The following is an 18,864-nucleotide window of genomic DNA, read 5'->3' on the forward strand; positions in this document are numbered from 1 at the left end:
TCTCACTGCGTAAAATCATGCTGCCCAATGGTCAGCAACGTCGGCCTGCTTTTGCTCCATACGGAAGTAGCGATTTTCGGATTATAGTAGTACAGCGCCCCGTTCGTGGGGTCTGCACCATTTAGCGCCGCGCGAGCTGCGCGGTAGGACGTCTGCGTCGGCTTTTGATTAAACTGACCGTCGTCAATCGCAGTGAACTGCCCTTTCTGGAAAATCACCTTCGGAATGGAGGATGGGAATGCGTCCGACTGCACACGATTCAAGACGACGGCCCCTACAGCAACCTGTCCTTCAAAGGATTCCCCGCGCGCTTCCCCGTGGATCAGCTTCGCCAACTGACGCAGCGTCTCACCTTCAGCTTTGGCCTTCTTGTTCAACCTGTTCAGTGTCGCCGGACCTGCAATCCCATCCGCACTTAGCCCCTGAGCTTGCTGGAACTTGCGTACAGCGCTTTTGGTAATGGAACCGTAATATCCGGTCAATCCCGCATTGAAGTATCCCAGATCACTTAATTGCTCCTGCAATTGCAGCACATGCTCACTTTGAACGCCCTGCTCCAGTTTCTGTGCTCCCGCAGACGGAGCTGCCATCGTGAGACCGAGAGCCATCGCGAAGGCACCGAGAAACACACTGACTCGCCTTGCTCTTTTGCCAGCCTTTTTCCCCCTCTGATGAGTTACTGCCCGACTCACGGTGATAGGTTCCATATTTCCAGCACTTTTACATAATTCTAACCTATAAGCTTTAATCAGTTCATTGGCACTTTTTGTTCTACTCACATTATTCTTTTCATTCATTTTATTCGTTTGATCCATTTTACTATCGTTCTTCATGATTTAATTAACCTCCATTATTCTGAGTCCAGACTCCATATCTTCCCCTGAACCCTCCCTTATGGACATCCCGAGTGTCATTATAGGATATAGCCAAAGTGCCGTCTATCGGACCGATGGAGCATGAAAAACAGGGCTTTGAATACAACAAAAAGAGGTATGAGCCCATGGTCACGTCATGGTCATACCCCTTCTTGTATCAACCTTCTGCCGCTTGTCCAACCCGTCATTTCCGTAGGCAGGCAGACCCGCACAAAAGTTGCGCTTGAATTTATTTACATTTACTCAGCCAGTTCCTGACCCTTGGTTTCCCGGCCGAGGAACAGCACAGCTGCTGCGCCAATCAGGATTGTCACGAAGAAAATCGTGAAAATCAGGCTGATTTCCACCTCACGCTGAACCAGCATACCGACCATCAATGGAGCAAGCACGCCCCCGATGCGGCCTACCGATGTGGCAAGACCTACGCCTGTCGAACGAACCGAATCTGGATACAATTCCGGACTATACGCGTAGAGACCGCCCCATGCCCCCAGATTGAAGAAAGAAAGACAGATGCCTGCGGTGAGAATCGCCGCTTCGGTCGTCGCGAGCCCAAAAGCGATTGCGCTCACTGCCGTGAGTGTAAGGTAAACGACCAAGACGAATTTACGTCCGTACCGCTCGATAAAATAAGCTGCTGTGAAGTAACCTGGCAGCTGTGCCAAGGTCATGATCAGCACGTACTGGAAGCTTTTGACCAGCGTGAAGCCTTTGGCCATCACGACGGAAGGCAGCCACAGGAACATGCCGTAATACGAGAAAATCACCGTAAACCACAAGATCCAGAGCATGATGGTTGTCCGGCGATGCGGAGCAGACCAGACCGCAGCGACCTTCTCCCGGAACGTTGTCTTCCGGATGGTCTTGTTTTGCTTGTATCGCGGCGGGTCCTGAATGACACGGCGCAGATACAGTGCATAGAACGCCGGAACAGCACCAATGGCAAATGCAATTCTCCATCCGTATTCCGGGATGACGAAGTTGGCAATAAGCGCCGATACAATCCAGCCTCCAGCCCAGAAACTTTCCAGCAGCACGACAGCACGGCCGCGTTCCGCGGTTGGCATGGACTCCGATACCAGCGTGGATGCTACAGGCAGCTCTCCGCCGAGTCCGATCCCTGCAATCAGGCGCAGTACACACAATACGGCAAAGCCAGTCGCCAAGGCAGATAACCCGCTCGCAATCGTGAAGATGAGCAGGGTCCACATCAAGATGGCCTTACGGCCAAAACGGTCAGCAAGTGCACCTGCAAGCAGTGCACCCAGTGCCATACCGATGGAGTTGATACTGGTCAGCACACCGACTTGTCCGGGACTGAGGCTCCATTCCTTGGCGAGGGCCGCCACGATGAAGGAGATCATGCCGACTTCCATTGCATCAAACAGCCAGCTCATGCCGGCACTGAACAGCAGCTTGCGCTGCTTGGGATTCCGCAGCACTTCCAGTTTAGTCATAACGATAGCTCCTTGATCTCTAAGTAGTCATTCTGACACTAAACCATTATTATGCAGAATGATCCAGAAATCAATGAAAAATACGCTCTTATACCCGCCATCACTGAATAGCTCACCCCTTGAGTGAACCCGCTGTCAGACCTGCAACAAAATAACGCTGAAGCAAAATGAACAGCGCAATCATCGGAATGGCGGTCACCAGCACCCCGGTCAGCATCATCGGATAGTTGGTCACATACTCCCCGCGGAACTGCATGAGTGCCAGCGGTAACGTCAGCTTGGATTTGCTGCTGAGCATCAGCATCGGAATAAGCAGATCATTCCACACCATGACAAGCAGAAACGTAGCCGTTGCTGCGAGTGAAGGTGCGGCAAGTGGAAGCGCAATCCGTGTATAGAGCCGCCACTCGCTCGCCCCATCCATGCTGCCCGCCTCCAGAATTTCGGCATTCAGCATGCGCATAAATCCAGTCAGCATGAATACGGAGACAGGCATCAGCATCGCGGCTGATACAACGATCAATCCTGTGAGACTGTCCGACCATCCTAGCGTACGCGTAAGGGAATAGATCGGCAGCATGCTGACCTGGGAAGGTACGATAAGGCCCGCCACGAACAGGGCGAATACGATTTTGCCCACACTGCCGCCCCAGCGGACAATGGCATAAGCGATCATGCTGCTCAGCAGCAATTCAATCACAACCGTACCCAGCGTCACGACAAGACTGTTGCCGAAATATTGCCACATCGGCTGATTGCGAAACATGCCCGTAACGTTATCCCACGTAAACGGGTCAGGCCAGCTGAATGGACTGGTGAAGAAGTTGCTGCTTGTTTTGAATGATGATACAAATACGAAGTACAGCGGCACGATGATCAGCATCGCGTACACCAACAAGATCAGGCGATTGAACCATTTTAGAAACATATGCACTCCCTTCTGCCTCTTGTGCGAGACGAACGTTCCAGCATCAATAGCTTACCCGGTCGGCACGCAGCGCCTTGAACTGCACGAACGTCAGCAAGGCCAGCAGAACCAGGAAGATCATCGAACCCGCAGAAGCGAGACCAAATGAATAGCTGCCAAAGGCGGTATGATAAATATAAGTAGTCAAAATTTCAGTAGCGTAGTTCGGGCCTCCGTCCGTCATGGTGAAAATGAGGTCAAATGCCTTGAACGATTGAATCGTTGTATAAGCAACGACAATTGTAGCCGAAGGAGCAAGCAGCGGCCAGGTCACGGTACGGAATACCTGCCATTTGCTGCCGCCATCCATTCGAGCCGCCTCATAGAGCTCAGCCGGAATGCCTTGCAGACCCGCGATAAACACAATCATCATCTGTCCGGCATGTGCCCAGACCTGTACGGCTGCAATGGAGTAGATTGCGATTTTCGGATCACCAATCCAATTTCGTGCAAGACTCTCCATGCCAGCTCCGTTCAGCCCATAGTTAATCAATCCAATGGATGGATCATACATAAAGGCCCAGATCAGTCCAACCGATACGGAGGACAAAATGGCAGGGAGAAAATACAGCGCACGAAGTACGACACGTGTCTTGGTGTTTTTAACCAGCAACAGGGCCAGGACAAGTGAAATAAAGGTTTGGGCAATAACCACCGTCAACATGAATTCAACGTTGTTGCCAAAAGCCTTGCGAAAGACGATGCTGCTGAGACTGTCCTTGTAGTTATCCAGCCCTACAAACGCATACGACGGGGATACCCCGTCCCAATCCGTAAAGGAGTAGAACAGCCCCGTCAATGTAGGAAATACGAACAGTCCCACGTACAGCAGCAACCCAGGTAACAGAAACAGGGATAGCTGAATACGGTTCTTCATCGCTTACTTCCCGATATGCTGATCAATGATCGCTTGTGCCTGCTTGGCGGCTTCTTCAGGGGAAGTCCCGCTAAGCACGGCCTGAATGGAGTTCGTGACAGCCTTCTGATTATCTCCGTTCAGGATGGTGAACCGCGGCTGGAACACGGTTTTTTTGCTCGCCCACTCTCCGGCAACCTGAAGCTCGGCAGAGTCGTACTTCACGTCATTTACGGTCACGTTTTGTCCCGTCGAGTTGGCATACTCCCCTGCCACTTCCGGTTTACTCAGAAACTCGACGAATTTCTTCGCTTCTTCCGGATGTTTGGACTTGCTGTTTACCGCGAGCATGAATGTTGTAGTATGAACCCCTTCATACTTCGCCTGGTCTGCACTTACCGTGATCGGTGCAAGCAGCTTCTGCTCCAGATTCGGGTTTTGCAGCTTGTTCTGAGCCAGCTGATAGGAACCACTTGCAAGCATCGCAGCCTTTTCCTGAATGAACAGCGCTCCCGCTGCCGGATCCTTGGTACCCAGTGCATCCTGCTGGAAGTAGCCTTTATCGTTCAGTTCCTTAATCTGTGTGAGTGTTTTCACCCAAAACTCATCCGTCAGTTTCGCCTCTCCGGCTTCCACTTTGGTAAAAATGTCGTCACTCGGTGCATTATTCATAACCATGGTGTTCATGAATTGACCCGGACCAATGTCCGCGCCGGCAAAGGCAATCGGGATAATGCCGTTGTCTTTCAGCGTCTGGCAGAGTGCCAGGAAACTCTCCCAGTCCTTCGGCGGCGTCAGTCCGTATTTTTCAAACAGTTTCACATTGTAGATTGGATCGTTGTAAACAAGCTGATATGGAATGGCAAACTGCTTGCCATCCAGCTGGCCTGCCTCAATCAGCTTGGAGTTATAGGCAGACAGAAAGGATGAGCCTGTCAGGTCTGTGAACAATCCGGCTTTCGCGAAAGCTTCAAACTGTGCACCTGGGAAGGAAGCAAATACATCCCCTACTGAACCATCACTAATTTTGGATTGCACCGTGGATTGATACTGGTCGGAAGGAAGCGTCTGCATCTCCACCTGGATGTTCGGGTTTTCCTTTTCAAAGGCGTCAATGGTTTTGTTCAGCGCTTCTGCATCTTCACCGCGCCAGTGCATAAAGCTTATGGTAACTTTGCCTGAACCCGAGGAGCCGTTCTCTCCTGCTGCAGAATTATCCCCGCCCCCGCAGGCGGACAGCAGCAATGACATGACCAGCATACTGACCAGGGGAAGGATTAATTTTTTATTTTTTCTCATGAAAGACAACCTCCTGAGTAAATGATTAATTTAGGTATTGCTTAGCTGATGCTTTGCATTTCTCGTACTCCATTTGCTGCGAATAATCGGCATCACGGTCTGGCCGAAAATTTCGGCTTCTTCCAGATGCGGGTATCCTGACAAGATAAATGTGGTCACACCAAGATCGGCGTATTCCATCAGACGTTCGGCAACCTGATCTGCCGTGCCTACGATAAGGATTGCCCCGCCGGAACGAACAACGGACAAGCCTGTCCACAGGTTTGGGCCAACCACGAATTGCTGCTTCTCGGACAATTCACGAAGTTCATTCTGTCTGCGCTGGTTGGTTGCATCGGTCTCCGCAAAAGTTGCTTTGGCTTTCTCAATCGCTTCAGGTGGAACCTTGCTAATAATCTCCCACGCTGCCGCCCAAGCTTCTTCTTCGGTACCCCGAATGAGTACCTGTGCCCGCATGCCGTAACGCAGCTGGCGATCTTGCCCTGTTTCCTGTTTTACCTGTTCACGGATCACTTCAATTTCCTCAATTTGCTCCTGAATCCAGTCGTGCGGTTCCCCCCACATGAGGAACGTATCCGCATGTTCTACTGCAACTCTCTTGGCAATAGGTGAACTTCCACCCAGATAAAATGGCGGATAAGGCTTCTGTACCGTTTCAGGCATGCCTACCGGTCCTTTAAAATGGTAATATTGACCGTTAAACTCCTGATTATCATCGTTTGATGCTTCCGCGTCCGCTTTGGTACCACTTCCGGCAAATTCGGTCAGGTTCAGCCCGGTCGACTGGGTCCATGAACGCTTCATCACGTCCATATACTCACTCGCCCGTACATAACGTTCGTCATGGGCATGTGCCAGCGGATCTCCCAGTTCCTCCAGATCCCGAACTGAACTGCCTGTAACGACATTGATCATCGCGCGTCCACTCGACAGCTGATCGAGAGCCGCTCCCATCCGTGCGGCGAGCACCGGTGTAACCAAGCCTGGCCGGATGGCTACAAGAGGACGCAGCGTTTGAGTATGGCTCATTACTGCAGAACCGACAACCCAAGCATCAAGACAGGCGCCACCGGTCGGAATCAGTACAAATTCAAACCCTGCCGTCTCCGCTGTCTGTGCCACCTGAATCAAATAATCCAGGCTTGGTTCCCGTTCCGGGGCGACCCCAACATACTTTCCGTCTCCAGCCGTTGGCAAAAACCATCCAAATTTCAGTTCTTCCTGTTCGCTCACAAAAGTCATTCCTCTCTGGTTATAAATAAAGTCCCATTTTAAAAATAAGACTGACATCTGCGAAGTAGCGGGTCATGTGACGAATCATTCTTCTGATAAAGGCGAGCGTTACACTTCTCCAGAATCGATTTCGCCCCCTTCACTCCCTTTGCAATTATCAAACTGATTCTAAGACTGGGCCTAACTTTCTAATTATAATTTGCAAAATCATATAAATGCCGATTGATTAACTTGGTTTAATAAGTATGGACATCATATCAATTGATTTGTCTGTGATCAATGTCATTTTACGACAATTTGTTTTTGTCATTTTGTGGTCAACTTACAGAAATAAGTCATCCTGATCTTGAATATAAACAAAACCCACCTGTATAATAGGTTATAAGGGAAAATGACAGACATTACAAATTAAACTTTTATTAAAAGAGGTGTTCCTGATGACGGAGAGCATGAAGGAGGACCACCACGAGTTTTTGGATATTATTTTTTTTACTCCGTCCGAATTCGAGAAAGCCGGTGGCGCCTGGCCTATACGAATCGGACGCAATATAGCCAAGAACAACTATCATATCGGCCCTCGTACCACACCGTACCATTACCTGCTGTTTGTGCTGGAGGGGGAAGGTTCATTTATTCAGAACGGACATCATTACCCCCTCAGGGCCCGAGATGCATTCTGTCTGTTCCCGCATGTCACTCATGAATACTGGACTGACCCGCAGGAGCCGCTGCAGAAAATCTTTATCGCGTTTGATGGGACACATGCAGCTGAACTGCTGTCGCGGATTGGACTTACGCCAGGCTCCCCTCACCGTTCAGGCGTACTTACTCCAGAGACAGCAAGTGGAATGCGTGCTTTTATGGAGGACGTCCGCAAACCTCAGGGAGGTGCGAGCGACCTTGGACGTCTCACCCGGTTTCTTGGCCTGTTCGACCGAGTTGCGCGTTTGTCTGCCACCAAGGGACTGCAGCCTGAAACGGCTATTCCCTGGCTGCAAAAAGGAAAGGAATACATGGATATTCATTTTGCCGGGGGGATCACGGTAGAAGGTGTGTCTGCTCATGCAGGCGTGGATCGAACCCATTTTGCCAAACAGTTCCGCAAAGCTTATGGAGTATCTCCCGTGCAATATATCCAGCAGCTCAAGATGAATCAGGCCAAGCATCTGCTCGTACAGACCCCGCTAACCCTGACCGAGGTAGCTCATTCGGTGGGGTACCCGGATTTATTTTCCTTTTCCAAAGCTTTCAAAAAACAGGTAGGTTTGCCACCCAATCGGTATCGGACAAATGAAAACGGCAAACACTGATTCGCGCTGACCCGTGCGGCAGCAGTCATCAATAAAAGACAAAAAGGCAAGTCTCCATTAACCGGAAACTTGCCTTTTGCTGTCCTATACTTTTCTTCAATAACACCCGTTACTCCTTCTCATTGCTCTTGCGAGCCAAGGGAATCCCGTTTTCCTTTGCGTACCACGCTTCATAATGATGCACAGCTACTCCGGCAAAAGAGGAATGGGACGATCCCAGGTTAAACACCTTCGCGATCTCTTCGTCCATGTTGCTTATGGACTTTCTGAAAAAGGTCAGGTGCTCACCCTCATGGGTATCCGCCAGCTCGGCTCCGATCCACACGTCTTTGCCCAACTCATCGGCTTCGTCCAGCTCTTCCCTGGATAGATCGTACATCTGCTGACCACTATCCCGATATGCCATAATGGCGACTGCATCAAACTGGGAAATGACCCAGCGGCTGAGTGAACCCTCGCCTTCAGATGCCTGGCGGGCATCCAGCCAGAAAGGGATGGCTGCGCTCATATAGAGCCCTGCATCCTTGCCGGCTGTCGTCCAGGCCTTCATGTTGTCACTCCACTCTGCAATTACGCTGTCCTGCTCATCTTCCCAGCGCTGCAGCTGGTAAGGCTCCACATCCAGCTGAATGCCCTCGAAGCGCTCATTTTTGGCCGAAGCGGCATTATATGCCCGAATCCGCTCGATAAAAGCGAGTCCTTCTTCCCGTTTTTCCTGATAGGCCCAATCGGCATGACCGTTCAGGGCATGCACCTGGATTTCTGCCTGCCGGGCAGACGCAATGAATTTGCGATACGTATCATCGGGTACTTCATCCTGCAGCTGCAGAAAAATGACATCCACACCCTGCTCTTTGGAAAAGGAGATAATATCCGGGGTCTGTTCTGCAATGATGGAAGCATCCCACAGCCAGGTCGCTTTTTTCTCCTCCGCCGAAAACCATTTGAACAGCCAGGGCAAAAGCAGCAGGCAAAAGGTCAGAGCCAGCAGAACCCATTTTGTCCTCACCGACACCTTGCCCCAGCGAATCATCTTGTTTCTCAGACGAGCAACGCTTCACTTGGTTCCAGCACAGGATGCTGCACCGAGTGTCCAATTTTGTAAATGTGTGGCTGTGTGAATGTCCGGAACGCATTGCGTGTATCCAGAATCGGCACACCCAAATCGGCAATTTGACTATATGGCAGATCTCTATGGTTGGTAATCAACACGATGCAATCATACTTTTTGAATTGCTCCAGGTTGAATGCTTCGCTGTGCACTGTATCGTCATGCTTGTCACGGAAAGTATCGGCATATGGATCGTAGTAGCTGACATTCGCTCCGCTTTCCTTGAACAGTTCGTATACTTCCAGTCCCGGTGACTCACGCAGGTCTGCAATATTCGGCTTGTACGACATGCCAAGCAGTAGAATGTTGGAATTCCGAACAGACTTCGCGTACTCATTCAAAATCGTTGATGTTTTATTCAGGACATAATATGGCATGTTATCATTGGTCGATTGCGCCAGCTCGATGAATTTGCTGTAAAAACGGAATCCTTTCGCTTTCCACGACAGATACATCGGATCAAGCGGAATGCAGTGACCGCCGATGCCCGGGCCCGGGTAGAACGGCATGAAGCCAAACGGCTTCGTAGCAGCTGCATCAATGACTTCCCAAATGTCGATGCCCATGCGGTCGCACATCATCGCCATTTCATTTACAAACGCAATGTTTACACTGCGGAATGTATTTTCCAGCAATTTGGACATCTCCGCCACTTTGGGTGAAGATACCGGTACAACCGTTTGTACATACTTGCTATACAGCGCTGTTCCGAGTTTGAGGCAGGCTTCCGTTGTTCCGCCAATGACCTTAGGTGTGTTGTACGTGGTGAATCGTCCGTTGGACGGATCCACACGTTCAGGCGAGAAGCAGAGGAAATAGTCCTTGCCGGCTTCATGGCCGATTTTGTCCAGCTTCTGCTGAATCAGTTCTTCTGTCGTACCCGGGTACGTCGTGCTCTCCAGCGTAATCAGCATGCCCGGTTTCATGTGCAGCTTGATCTGATCGACCACGGTCTCGATGTAGGATGTATCCGGATCCTGATTTTCACTGAGTGGTGTCGGCACACAGATGCTCAGGGCGTCAATGACGCGCAGCATGCTGTAATCCGTTGTAGGCTGAAAACGTCCCGTTTGCATCACTTTTTTCAATTCCTCGGACGAGATATCGTGAATATAGGAATCTCCGTTATAGATACTGTCGACCTTGGACGCATCCAGGTCAATTCCGATTACTGTGAAGCCTTGATTTACCATTTCCACGGCAAGTGGAAGTCCTACGTAACCGAGCCCGACCACGCCGAGCACCGCTTCTTTGTTTTCAATGGCATTCAGTAAAGTATGGAATTGTTGATTCTCCATGATATTCCCTCCAGGTTAATGTATTTGTAAGGTTCCGTAAATCCGTTCAGTTGATGATCGTTTCTAGTGCAGGCAGCGCCGGATTCGGGCATCCAGCTCCACAGGGGAAAACGGTTTGGTCATATAGTCGTCCACGCCGCTCTGGAAGCATTGGCTGATCGTCTGTTCAACACGCTGCTCGGTCAGCACCACGATTTTGGGCGGATGCTTCACTTCCAGATTCTGAATATGGTGAATGAACGGCAGGCCATCGATGCCATACAGATTCAATTCCGTCAGCACCAGATCAGGCTTTACCTTCTCAATCAGTTCCAGCGCAGCCAGACCGTCTACAGCTTCATAAGTCTCATAACCTTGCATTTTTAAACGCAGCTGCAGAAACTCACGAACCGTCGGATCGTTATCCACAATCAAAATTTTCCCAGGCTCGTCTGCTGTCTTATCCAGCGTGTAGATATGAATCTCCGAGGCATCGACCAGCTTCGCTGATTCAGCCATATGCTGGATGGTCGCCTGCGAAGGACGCTCACTATCCTTGAAGCTCGCCAGCGTAATCTGCGGCTCTGCCCCAGGGACCGCGTCCTGCAGCTCATGCTTGATGCGAAGCCCCTCATAGTGAACTTCATTCAGTGTCAAACCAGGCAGCAGGACCGCAAGTGTGTGGGTCGCCCCATCATTCCACAGCTGGAAGGCTAACTTGCTCGTTTGCTCGAGATAGTTCCTGACCTGCTGCTCCGGCTGAGCTTGTCCTCCTCCACAATGGATGAACATTAAGCCGCATGATCCGGCACCCGCATCCTTCAATCCCTGTTCTACACTTCGGTACACATTAACGGCAGCCTCACGCTGCAATGTTGCCGTATTAGGCATGTTCTTTTCCACCCTTCTCCCTTGGTTATCTATCCTGTTGCTGCTGAATTGCCATTAATGAATCAATAATGCTGTCCCTTTGACCGCTTACTTGATGCAGGCTGCGAATCAGGCTGCTTCTGTTCCCTTTTCTTCTTCGGACCAGCTTTGGCGTGTCATGGTTCCCCATGAATTGTTGTTTTGCATGAACTGAATGTGCCCCTGCAATCTCCACAGAACGCCCAGCTGGTGATAGCCCACAAATTTGAGAGCGGAATAGACCAGCATTTTGACCAGATCAGACAGCTTGTTGTATCTGCGGAATGCAATTTCCTCCAGAATGAGCGCCCCCACGCTGAGCAGATAGCCACTCACGAAGTTCAGCAATCCGAACAGAAGCAGGATCGGCCATTGCGTCATATCCAAGAGCACATACCCGGCAAGTGCCAGAAGGCCGGTGATCCGGAAGTACGGATTGAGTGCTTCAAAAATGACGTTGTATGGCATGGTCAACATGCCCATTACCTTATATTTCGGATTGAACAGCATGCCTCGATTCTCAAGCATGTTCTTCAAATTTCCGCGTCCCCAGCGTTTACGCTGACTGGACAGGATCCGGTAGGAATCCGGTGCCTGTGTCCAGCACACGGCTTCAGGACAGAAGGCTACACGATATTTCAGTTTGTTTTCGAGCATATAGCGATGAAGCTTGATAATAATGTTCATGTCTTCCCCAGGGTAACCGTCCCGGTATCCACCAACGGCGATGACTGCATCCTTGCGGAACATGCCGAAAGCACCCGACACGATGATCAAACCATTCATGTGACTCCAACCAATCCGTCCGCCCAGAAAGGCCTTGAGGTACTCAATGGATTGAAACATCGGCCACATTTTGCGCGGCAGGGAAACGTCCTGTACAGCTCCGTTTTCGATTTTGCAGCCATTGGCTATGCGAACATCGCCGCCGATTGCCACAGTCTCTTCCGGATTCTCCATGTACATGCGAGCCATGCGGATCAGAGCATCCTTTTCCAGCAAGGAATCAGCATCAATCGAAGAAATCAGCGGATAGTGCGACAGGTTAATCCCCGCATTAAGTGAGTCTGCCTTTCCACCGTTTTCCTTGTCGATCACGTACAGATCCGGGAATTCCGGATTGTGGTATATCCCGCGAATAGTTTGACAAGGAATTGTACCGTGGATCTTCGTATCCGGTACGGGTTTCAGACGATATTCCTTCAGCAGCACGTTTAGGGTGCTGTCGCTGGAGCCGTCATTTACGACGATCACTTCATACGTTGGATAGTTCAGCGTCATCAGGCAGTTCACATTTTCAATAATTGTCAATTCTTCGTTGTAAGCCGGGACCAGCAGTGATACCGAAGGTACAAGTTCCGAGCCTGACAATGTATTGTATTTGGAATAATGTGACCTTCTGAAGATGGTCCAAATGTTGCGAAAGGACAGAGCCAATATGGAGAAATAAAGCAAATTTACAGAAATAACATAGTAAATGGCCACCATGCCATAAATTAATAACAGATCCCTAAGCAGTGTAATCCCCTCCTACCGCAGCCACACCCGTACGTCTCTTGGTTGTTCGATTATCTGGAACAGGGCCAAAATACTGGTCATACAGCAGCCTTCTCTTGTTGTGTACAATCATCTGGTCTACCGCTTTGTGATCGGCTCCCGATTGCTTCATCGTGCTCTCGATCTGCTGCATTGCAATCTCACGTTCAACACCTGTACCTTGTACAGCTGCTTGACATAAGGCTTCGAATCCGGGTTCACCCAGCATGCTCAAGCTCTCCGCACTGTTATAGCGTACTCGCCAGTCTTCATCACGCAGCGCTTTGCGCAGCAGTGGAATGCTGCCTGCCGCATGCTTCGAACCAAGCGCCTGCACCACCTCTGCCCGGACTTCCGGATCAGCATCCTTCATCAGCTTCAGAATCGTTTCATCCTGAAGGGCCGGACTTGCACTCAAATACAGCTTCACTGCTTCTGCCCGTACGTCCTGATGCTCTGCACCAACCAATCGGTCAAGTGCCGGCATGACTTCCGGTACAGCCTGTCCCCACATGGCGACAAGTCCAACCTTTACAAAATCAGGATTGCGGTCTTCCAGTAATTCAATGAGAAGTCTGCTCGTATCCAGGCTGGTCTCAAGCAAGATGTCTGCGGCCAGATGATGGATCGACTTCCCTTTTGTTAATAACAGTTCAAGCATGTCCTTCAATTCACCCTGACGGGTTGTACTTCTCGCAATGGAACGTCCAATCATGAAAGCCATCGGTCCAGGCTTCTCATCCTTGAGCAGTTCCATCAAGCCCGGAACGGCTTCCGGACAGCGCATGCCGCCCAAACGATAAGCTGCATCGATCTGCCGACCATAACGCAGTCGGCCCAATTCTTTCAGATCTCGTTCTACAAACCCGGCTTCGCGGCAGAGCGCAATCAATTTGTCGCGATACTCTCCCTTGAATTGGTCGATCCATTCAATAAGTTTGCTCTGGATCACCTGCCGTTCCACCGGAGCCAGCTTGCCTGGCGGCAGCCTCAGCGGACGATTCTCAGTTAGTGCCGTTTGCAGATAAGTGAAGTAATCCCGCTGCTTCCGTTTATAAAATTCAATCTTGCGCCGTTTGCCGTTGTGGGACACTTTCATGGCAAACAGCAGGATTACACCCAGAGCGACAAGCGCTATGCAGATGTATAGAAATAGATAGGCCACAGCCAAACTCGAAAACATGTGAAAAGGTCCTCCCTTATGCTCATTTAATCAATCTGAAAACTGGGAATTTGTCCGAAGACATTCTTCATCTCTTCATAACTCAGTTTTAGTCGTTCACTGTAGTTCACCTGTTCCCACGACTGCCAGCCATACAAAGGCAATGTTTTCAAATCCAGTGTAGTCTGATTGCCAGCAGGCCAGGATACATCGCCAGTCGAACGATCCATCAGCCATGGAACCAGCGTTATGCCTTTGGTCGTGACCGTCTTAAACTCCCGTCCGTCCTGCAGTGGTCCATAATCAATCACTTGCAGTGAACTCGGGTCACCGAATCCAAGCAGCATCCAGGGAATTCGCATCTCCACCTGATTGCCGTCATACTGCCACGTTGTCAATGAATCGGTATCCGACTGCCCGGGAGCTGTTGTTCCCCGCTTCAGGATACCCACCTTCTCATTCATGAACGGATGGGCCGACCTCGTATCAGGCGGAGTCATCTTCAGGCTGACGGCCAGGTTCCATGGATGGAACGGATCAGCGGAACCAGCCTGCTTGTCAGGCAGCATATTGTATCCTTCCTTGCCGTACAGACGCTGATTAAAATCATAATCTTTGGCGATTTCCACCTGGGATTCGTCATCCTGTCCCAGCGTGATGACCGTTTCAAGGCCATCACTGAGCGTTCGTTCCGGAAGCCGCTCGCCAGGCTGATTGCCACCTGCAAGAGTATCCGTCCCTATGCGGAGCACCTTTTTATTTGGATCAAACGGCTCATCCAGCGTCATGCCAATGTACAGATAGGCTTCATCGTGGGTTAGCTTCATTTCTTGGATGCCGTTCACCTTGCCCTGCCAAACCGTAACTTCCTCAGCGGTCAGCCCATCCCAATCATCCAATTTCCCGTCGATGGTCAGCTGTTCCTGTTTGCCGGGGTCCATCGCGAGCAGACCGAACATCTTCTCGTTGGTCAGCACGTTTAGCCAATAGGCCCGCCGATCTGCCGGAATTTCAAAAGGCATCGTGTTCCAGGTTTTCTTGAACCACTCATCCTGCCACATGAACAAAATGGCTCCCGCATACCCTTCATCATAAATATCCTGAGTCAGTGAAGCATCAATAGCTCCCTGCTCTGCCTCATTATGTCCGCCCTGGTCCCGGCCCCCCATACCCAGATGTGAGATCCCAAGGGAAGAAGGCACGCCATATTCTGTAACCATTACAGGCATATCGGAATACTCGGCTTTAAGCTTGCGCAGATAACTTTTGTACGTGTTGTACTCCCCGTTTGTGTCCTTGATCGTTTGAAGGGTCTCGTCCGTATGGAACAAGTCCGGGTAATAGGGATACACATGGTATGCCGCAAAATATCCACCCTGCCACTCCTCCGGCTGAATATGACGGGCATCGACGCTGACGAGGTCCTCCTCAAACAACGGTTCGCCCGGGTGTTCCAGCACATCGGTTGTCACCCAATTGGTAAACGTCATGGGATGTTCCCAGCCATACTTCTTCTCCAAAACGGCTGTGTAGTCCAGCAGCTCGGCTAACCAATTCTCGAAGGGCGAGGCATCTGCTGTCCCGGAAAAATGAACTCCCTTGTATTGCGGTACGTCGGGATGCTTTTCATTCGTGTTGTCTACCATCGTGGGGTCCCACTCCGTGCCAACATGCCAGGCCATCAGATACTTACCGGCATTCTTCTTGTACTTGCCGCTTGAGGCTCCTGCCTTCTCAGGAATGTCCGCATCCCCATATACAGCTGACACCGCTTTTTCAATCTCCTGCTTGAATGTCTGCTCAATATGATCGGCGTAGGCATCCTGCTTCTCAATCAACTCTTCTTCTGGCGACCATATACCCTGTATAAAATATAACGGTTGCTCCCGGCCGCGATTATAATCGACCAACGCAGAGTAAAAAATCGGTTCGTGGACCGTATACACCCGTATGACATTGGCCCCCATCTCCTGGATCTGCTGGAACCACCTTAGGTAATCCTCTTCGGTCAGGGGAAATTCTCCCGGGTAATATCCCGGCGAAGTTGCACCCAGGTTAACACCCTTAACGAACATCTCCCTCCAGGATCCATCCGGCCCGTATTCCATGAACCGGTTTCCCTCGGTCTTGAATTTCATCTCCGTGCCATTCTCCGCTGTGTACGTAACGAGCTGAGGTTGCATGTAGTGCCAGCCGGCTAATATTCCGCCGGTCAGTACCACGGCTCCGGTCAACATCGTTAACATCCAGCGTTTTCGTCTTCGTCTGCTCATGGCTCTTGATTGCTCACCTCTCTAATATGCATCCTGCCTGTTTCCGTTTGAATCTGAATAAAATATACAGGCATGCAGCAGTAAACGCCGCTTGGATGTCCGCTTTGGGTAGAGATGCCAGCGGTGTAGTTCTCACTATAGCTCCAAAACTCCGCTTTTGTAACTAGGCTGATGGAAGCAAACGTGAAATGCAACATTCTGCCCATAATTCGTAAAAATGACCATGAACTAGCATTCCATAACACTTCTGGCTCCCCTGCCTCATGGACACCATTTTTCTTAATGAAACAGTTACTTGAATGCTCAAACCTGTTGCACTTCTCTACCCGTTATTGTTATATGCAACGCGGTTTGCAGCAACTGTTTCCGCCCGAACACTTACCACATTAAACGCGGGGAATATGTTAAAGTTGCGGCCATTTTTACAGTATTAACCATAAAGATTACAAAATTGATACTATAGTCCGATAACGCATCAGTGAAAACCCGCGGCCTGTCAAGGTTTTCTGAAAAGTGCAGAAAAGTAAAAAAGGACATCAGTCCCCCTCTATAGGACTGTGCCCATTTATACTGCTTTTACAAAAAACGGAATGAACACCGGGTCATCACCCTGAAGTCACGAATCTCTTACATCAAATGTAAAAAAGCACATCTTATTTCCTAAATTTTGACTCTATTATTGCGATTCCACAATTGTGTCCAATTTGCAAAATAATTCCGGTTGCCGCATTTGAACATTCGGGATATGCTATTAAAACAGGAACATTTGTTCCATACTGTAAATAAACTGTAAAAAACATGCGGCTGAATCCTCTTTCTGTTCGTGAACAGCCGAATCATGGATCAAAGGAGAGACCTGTTATGTCCCGCAAAGACGGACGTGTCATTATGCTCGCAGACTGCCAGTCATTCTATGCCAGTGTAGAGAAGTCTTCACATCCCGAATACAAAGACCGTCCTCTCGTGGTAGCGGGAGATCCGGCACGCCGTTCCGGTATCATTCTTGCAGCCTGCCCTCTCGCCAAATCCTACGGAATTACCACGGCTGAACGACTGGGTGAAGCCCTTGCCAAATGTCCGGACGTCGTCGTCATTCGCCCCCGGATGGCGGAGTACATTCGTGTCTCCCTGCACATCACCCGGATTCTTCAATCCTACACAGATCTCGTTGAGCCCTATAGCATTGACGAACAGTTTCTCGATGTCACCGGAAGCCTGGATCTGTTCGGCAGTCCTGAGACGATTGCCCGCAGCATTCAATCCAGAGTCATGGATGAGACAGGTGTGTATATTCGGATTGGCATCAGCGATACCAAAGTAGTGAGCAAAATGGCCTGTGATTTATATGCCAAAAAAGTTCCCGGCGGCATCTGTGTCCTGAATCGCAAGGACATGGAGAAAACCATCTGGACGAAACCTGTCCGAGAGATGTTTATGGTCGGTTCCCGGATGGAAAAACATCTCTACAAGATGGGAATTCACACCATTGGTGACCTGGCACAGACTCCGCTGTCCAGACTGAGAGAACGCTGGGGAGTAAATGGTGAGGTATTGTGGCGCATTGCCCGCGGCATTGACGATTCACCCGTGAAACCCGGGACATACACACATCAACAGCAAGGCATCGGACATCAGATGACCCTTCCCCGGGACTATGAGTCCTGGGAGGATATCAAGGTTGTCCTGCTTGAACTGGCAGAGCTCGTCTGCCGGCGTTCCCGGGACAAATCACTCATGGGCAACGTCGTCTCGGTTGGATGCCGCGGGCAGGATTACGATCGTCCGACGGGCTTCTCACGCCAGATGAAGGTAAATGAACCGACCAACATTACGGATGAAGTTTACGATGCGGCCGCGGCACTCTTTCTTCGCCATTGGGACGGATTACCCATCCGCCGGATCAGCGTGTCACTGACTGGGCTGGTGCCCGATTCCGAAGTGCAGCTGTCCTGGTTCGATGATCGTGAACGCAAAAGAGAACTGGAACGTGCCACAGATAACATCAAGCGCAAGTTCGGAGACACCGCCATCATGCGGGCTTCCTCGCTCTGCTCGTCCGCGCAGGCACAGGACCGTTCTCATAAAATTGGAGGTCATTATAAGTGAGTAAAAAATTACAGCAAAACGGACTCTTCGAGTCTTCCCGTATGATGCTTCCCGAACACCGGGAAGCTTACATTCTTCATCAGGAACAGCTTGCTCCCCGTACCCGCCCGTCTCTGGATGCTCAGGCAGCGGAAGAAATGTCCCGTTTGCTCAGCCATTCAATGATGCTTGGAGATGCTGTGACCATCGCCCTGTTCCATGAACATGACGATATCCGTTATACCGGACAGGTTCTGAAGCTGGATCCAGCTGCCCGTACCCTCAGACTGCTGACGAAAAACGGGACCCGGGACATTCAGATGAATCTGATTACCAATGTTGAATTAGCAAACGACTGACGCTGCACCACTCACAAGCCATGCTCATATCGTCAATCCGAACGATGAACCTGAGACACTCATTAGCGAATATTCCGCAATAGATGCAGCCTAATCGGTACATGCAGGACCGTTTTCCTACACTCCCTTAGGTCTCCCGGATGGAACCGAGAACC

Annotated in this window: 15 protein-coding genes; 3 read left to right on the forward strand and 12 right to left on the reverse strand. The window is 50.4% G+C overall.

The window, feature by feature from the left end; all coding sequences use genetic code 11:
* Positions 1 to 2: 2 nt before the first annotated feature.
* From HP552_RS11720 to HP552_RS11745, 6 genes are all read right to left on the reverse strand, one after another.
* Positions 3 to 590, reverse strand: a complete 588-nt coding sequence (locus HP552_RS11720) for a cell wall hydrolase (protein WP_175395756.1) — start codon at positions 588 to 590, stop codon at positions 3 to 5.
* Between the two features lie 524 nt (positions 591 to 1,114).
* Positions 1,115 to 2,332 carry a niacin permease NiaP gene (locus HP552_RS11725; protein WP_175395648.1) on the reverse strand — a complete coding sequence of 406 codons (1,218 nt, stop codon included), beginning with the start codon at positions 2,330 to 2,332 and terminating at the stop codon, positions 1,115 to 1,117.
* Between the two features lie 112 nt (positions 2,333 to 2,444).
* Positions 2,445 to 3,260: a carbohydrate ABC transporter permease gene (locus HP552_RS11730; protein ID WP_175395649.1), complete on the reverse strand. Its 816-nt coding sequence runs from the start codon at positions 3,258 to 3,260 to the stop codon at positions 2,445 to 2,447.
* A gap of 43 nt (positions 3,261 to 3,303) precedes the next feature.
* Entirely contained in the window at positions 3,304 to 4,176 is an 873-nt protein-coding gene (locus HP552_RS11735; RefSeq protein ID WP_175395650.1) for a carbohydrate ABC transporter permease, read from the reverse strand.
* Between the two features lie 3 nt (positions 4,177 to 4,179).
* Entirely contained in the window at positions 4,180 to 5,454 is a 1,275-nt protein-coding gene (locus HP552_RS11740) for an ABC transporter substrate-binding protein (protein ID WP_175395651.1), read from the reverse strand.
* A 30-nt stretch (positions 5,455 to 5,484) separates the two neighbouring features.
* The gene (locus tag HP552_RS11745; RefSeq protein WP_175395652.1) at positions 5,485 to 6,696 is read right to left on the reverse strand and encodes an LLM class flavin-dependent oxidoreductase; all 1,212 of its coding nucleotides are present in this window, start codon (positions 6,694 to 6,696) and stop codon (positions 5,485 to 5,487) included.
* A gap of 428 nt (positions 6,697 to 7,124) precedes the next feature.
* On the opposite strand from HP552_RS11745, the gene HP552_RS11750 reads away from it, so the two are divergent.
* On the forward strand, positions 7,125 to 7,997 hold the full coding sequence (locus HP552_RS11750) for a helix-turn-helix transcriptional regulator (RefSeq protein ID WP_175395653.1): 873 nt from the start codon (positions 7,125 to 7,127) through the stop codon (positions 7,995 to 7,997).
* Positions 7,998 to 8,106: 109 nt separating this feature from the next.
* Here HP552_RS11750 and HP552_RS11755 read toward each other — a convergent pair whose 3' ends face one another.
* From HP552_RS11755 to HP552_RS11780, 6 genes are all read right to left on the reverse strand, one after another.
* Entirely contained in the window at positions 8,107 to 9,006 is a 900-nt protein-coding gene (locus tag HP552_RS11755) for a hypothetical protein (protein ID WP_312884283.1), read from the reverse strand.
* Positions 9,007 to 9,038: 32 nt separating this feature from the next.
* A complete protein-coding gene (locus HP552_RS11760; RefSeq protein ID WP_175395655.1) occupies positions 9,039 to 10,406 on the reverse strand; it encodes a nucleotide sugar dehydrogenase in 1,368 nt (455 codons plus the stop codon).
* 63 nt (positions 10,407 to 10,469) lie between these two features.
* Complete coding sequence (locus tag HP552_RS11765) at positions 10,470 to 11,276, reverse strand: response regulator (protein WP_175395656.1); 807 nt, start codon at positions 11,274 to 11,276, stop codon at positions 10,470 to 10,472.
* Between the two features lie 108 nt (positions 11,277 to 11,384).
* Positions 11,385 to 12,782 carry a glycosyltransferase family 2 protein gene (locus HP552_RS11770; protein WP_175395657.1) on the reverse strand — a complete coding sequence of 466 codons (1,398 nt, stop codon included), beginning with the start codon at positions 12,780 to 12,782 and terminating at the stop codon, positions 11,385 to 11,387.
* 22 nt (positions 12,783 to 12,804) lie between these two features.
* Positions 12,805 to 14,013, reverse strand: coding sequence for a HEAT repeat domain-containing protein (locus HP552_RS11775; protein ID WP_175395658.1), 1,209 nt, complete (start codon positions 14,011 to 14,013; stop codon positions 12,805 to 12,807).
* A gap of 26 nt (positions 14,014 to 14,039) precedes the next feature.
* The gene (locus HP552_RS11780; RefSeq protein WP_175395659.1) at positions 14,040 to 16,265 is read right to left on the reverse strand and encodes a hypothetical protein; all 2,226 of its coding nucleotides are present in this window, start codon (positions 16,263 to 16,265) and stop codon (positions 14,040 to 14,042) included.
* A gap of 861 nt (positions 16,266 to 17,126) precedes the next feature.
* On the opposite strand from HP552_RS11780, the gene HP552_RS11785 reads away from it, so the two are divergent.
* Positions 17,127 to 18,371, forward strand: a complete 1,245-nt coding sequence (locus HP552_RS11785) for a DNA polymerase IV (protein ID WP_175395660.1) — start codon at positions 17,127 to 17,129, stop codon at positions 18,369 to 18,371.
* Positions 18,368 to 18,709: a YolD-like family protein gene (locus tag HP552_RS11790; protein ID WP_175395661.1), complete on the forward strand. Its 342-nt coding sequence runs from the start codon at positions 18,368 to 18,370 to the stop codon at positions 18,707 to 18,709. Before HP552_RS11785 ends, HP552_RS11790 begins: the two co-directional genes overlap by 4 nt.
* Positions 18,710 to 18,864: the final 155 nt, after the last annotated feature.

The sequence above is a fragment of the Paenibacillus xylanilyticus genome, assembly GCF_013359935.1.
Taxonomy (GTDB): domain Bacteria; phylum Bacillota; class Bacilli; order Paenibacillales; family Paenibacillaceae; genus Paenibacillus; species Paenibacillus xylanilyticus.

Coding starts and splice junctions, on each gene's coding strand:
- HP552_RS11720 (WP_175395756.1), bottom strand. CDS start 590: ATGGCAGCTCCGTCTGCGGGAGCACAGAAACTGGAGCAGGGCGTTCAA.
- HP552_RS11725 (WP_175395648.1), bottom strand. CDS start 2,332: ATGACTAAACTGGAAGTGCTGCGGAATCCCAAGCAGCGCAAGCTGCTG.
- HP552_RS11730 (WP_175395649.1), bottom strand. CDS start 3,260: ATGTTTCTAAAATGGTTCAATCGCCTGATCTTGTTGGTGTACGCGATG.
- HP552_RS11735 (WP_175395650.1), bottom strand. CDS start 4,176: ATGAAGAACCGTATTCAGCTATCCCTGTTTCTGTTACCTGGGTTGCTG.
- HP552_RS11740 (WP_175395651.1), bottom strand. CDS start 5,454: ATGAGAAAAAATAAAAAATTAATCCTTCCCCTGGTCAGTATGCTGGTC.
- HP552_RS11745 (WP_175395652.1), bottom strand. CDS start 6,696: ATGACTTTTGTGAGCGAACAGGAAGAACTGAAATTTGGATGGTTTTTG.
- HP552_RS11750 (WP_175395653.1), top strand. CDS start 7,125: ATGACGGAGAGCATGAAGGAGGACCACCACGAGTTTTTGGATATTATT.
- HP552_RS11760 (WP_175395655.1), bottom strand. CDS start 10,406: ATGGAGAATCAACAATTCCATACTTTACTGAATGCCATTGAAAACAAA.
- HP552_RS11765 (WP_175395656.1), bottom strand. CDS start 11,276: ATGCCTAATACGGCAACATTGCAGCGTGAGGCTGCCGTTAATGTGTAC.
- HP552_RS11770 (WP_175395657.1), bottom strand. CDS start 12,782: ATGGTGGCCATTTACTATGTTATTTCTGTAAATTTGCTTTATTTCTCC.
- HP552_RS11775 (WP_175395658.1), bottom strand. CDS start 14,013: ATGTTTTCGAGTTTGGCTGTGGCCTATCTATTTCTATACATCTGCATA.
- HP552_RS11780 (WP_175395659.1), bottom strand. CDS start 16,265: ATGAGCAGACGAAGACGAAAACGCTGGATGTTAACGATGTTGACCGGA.
- HP552_RS11785 (WP_175395660.1), top strand. CDS start 17,127: ATGTCCCGCAAAGACGGACGTGTCATTATGCTCGCAGACTGCCAGTCA.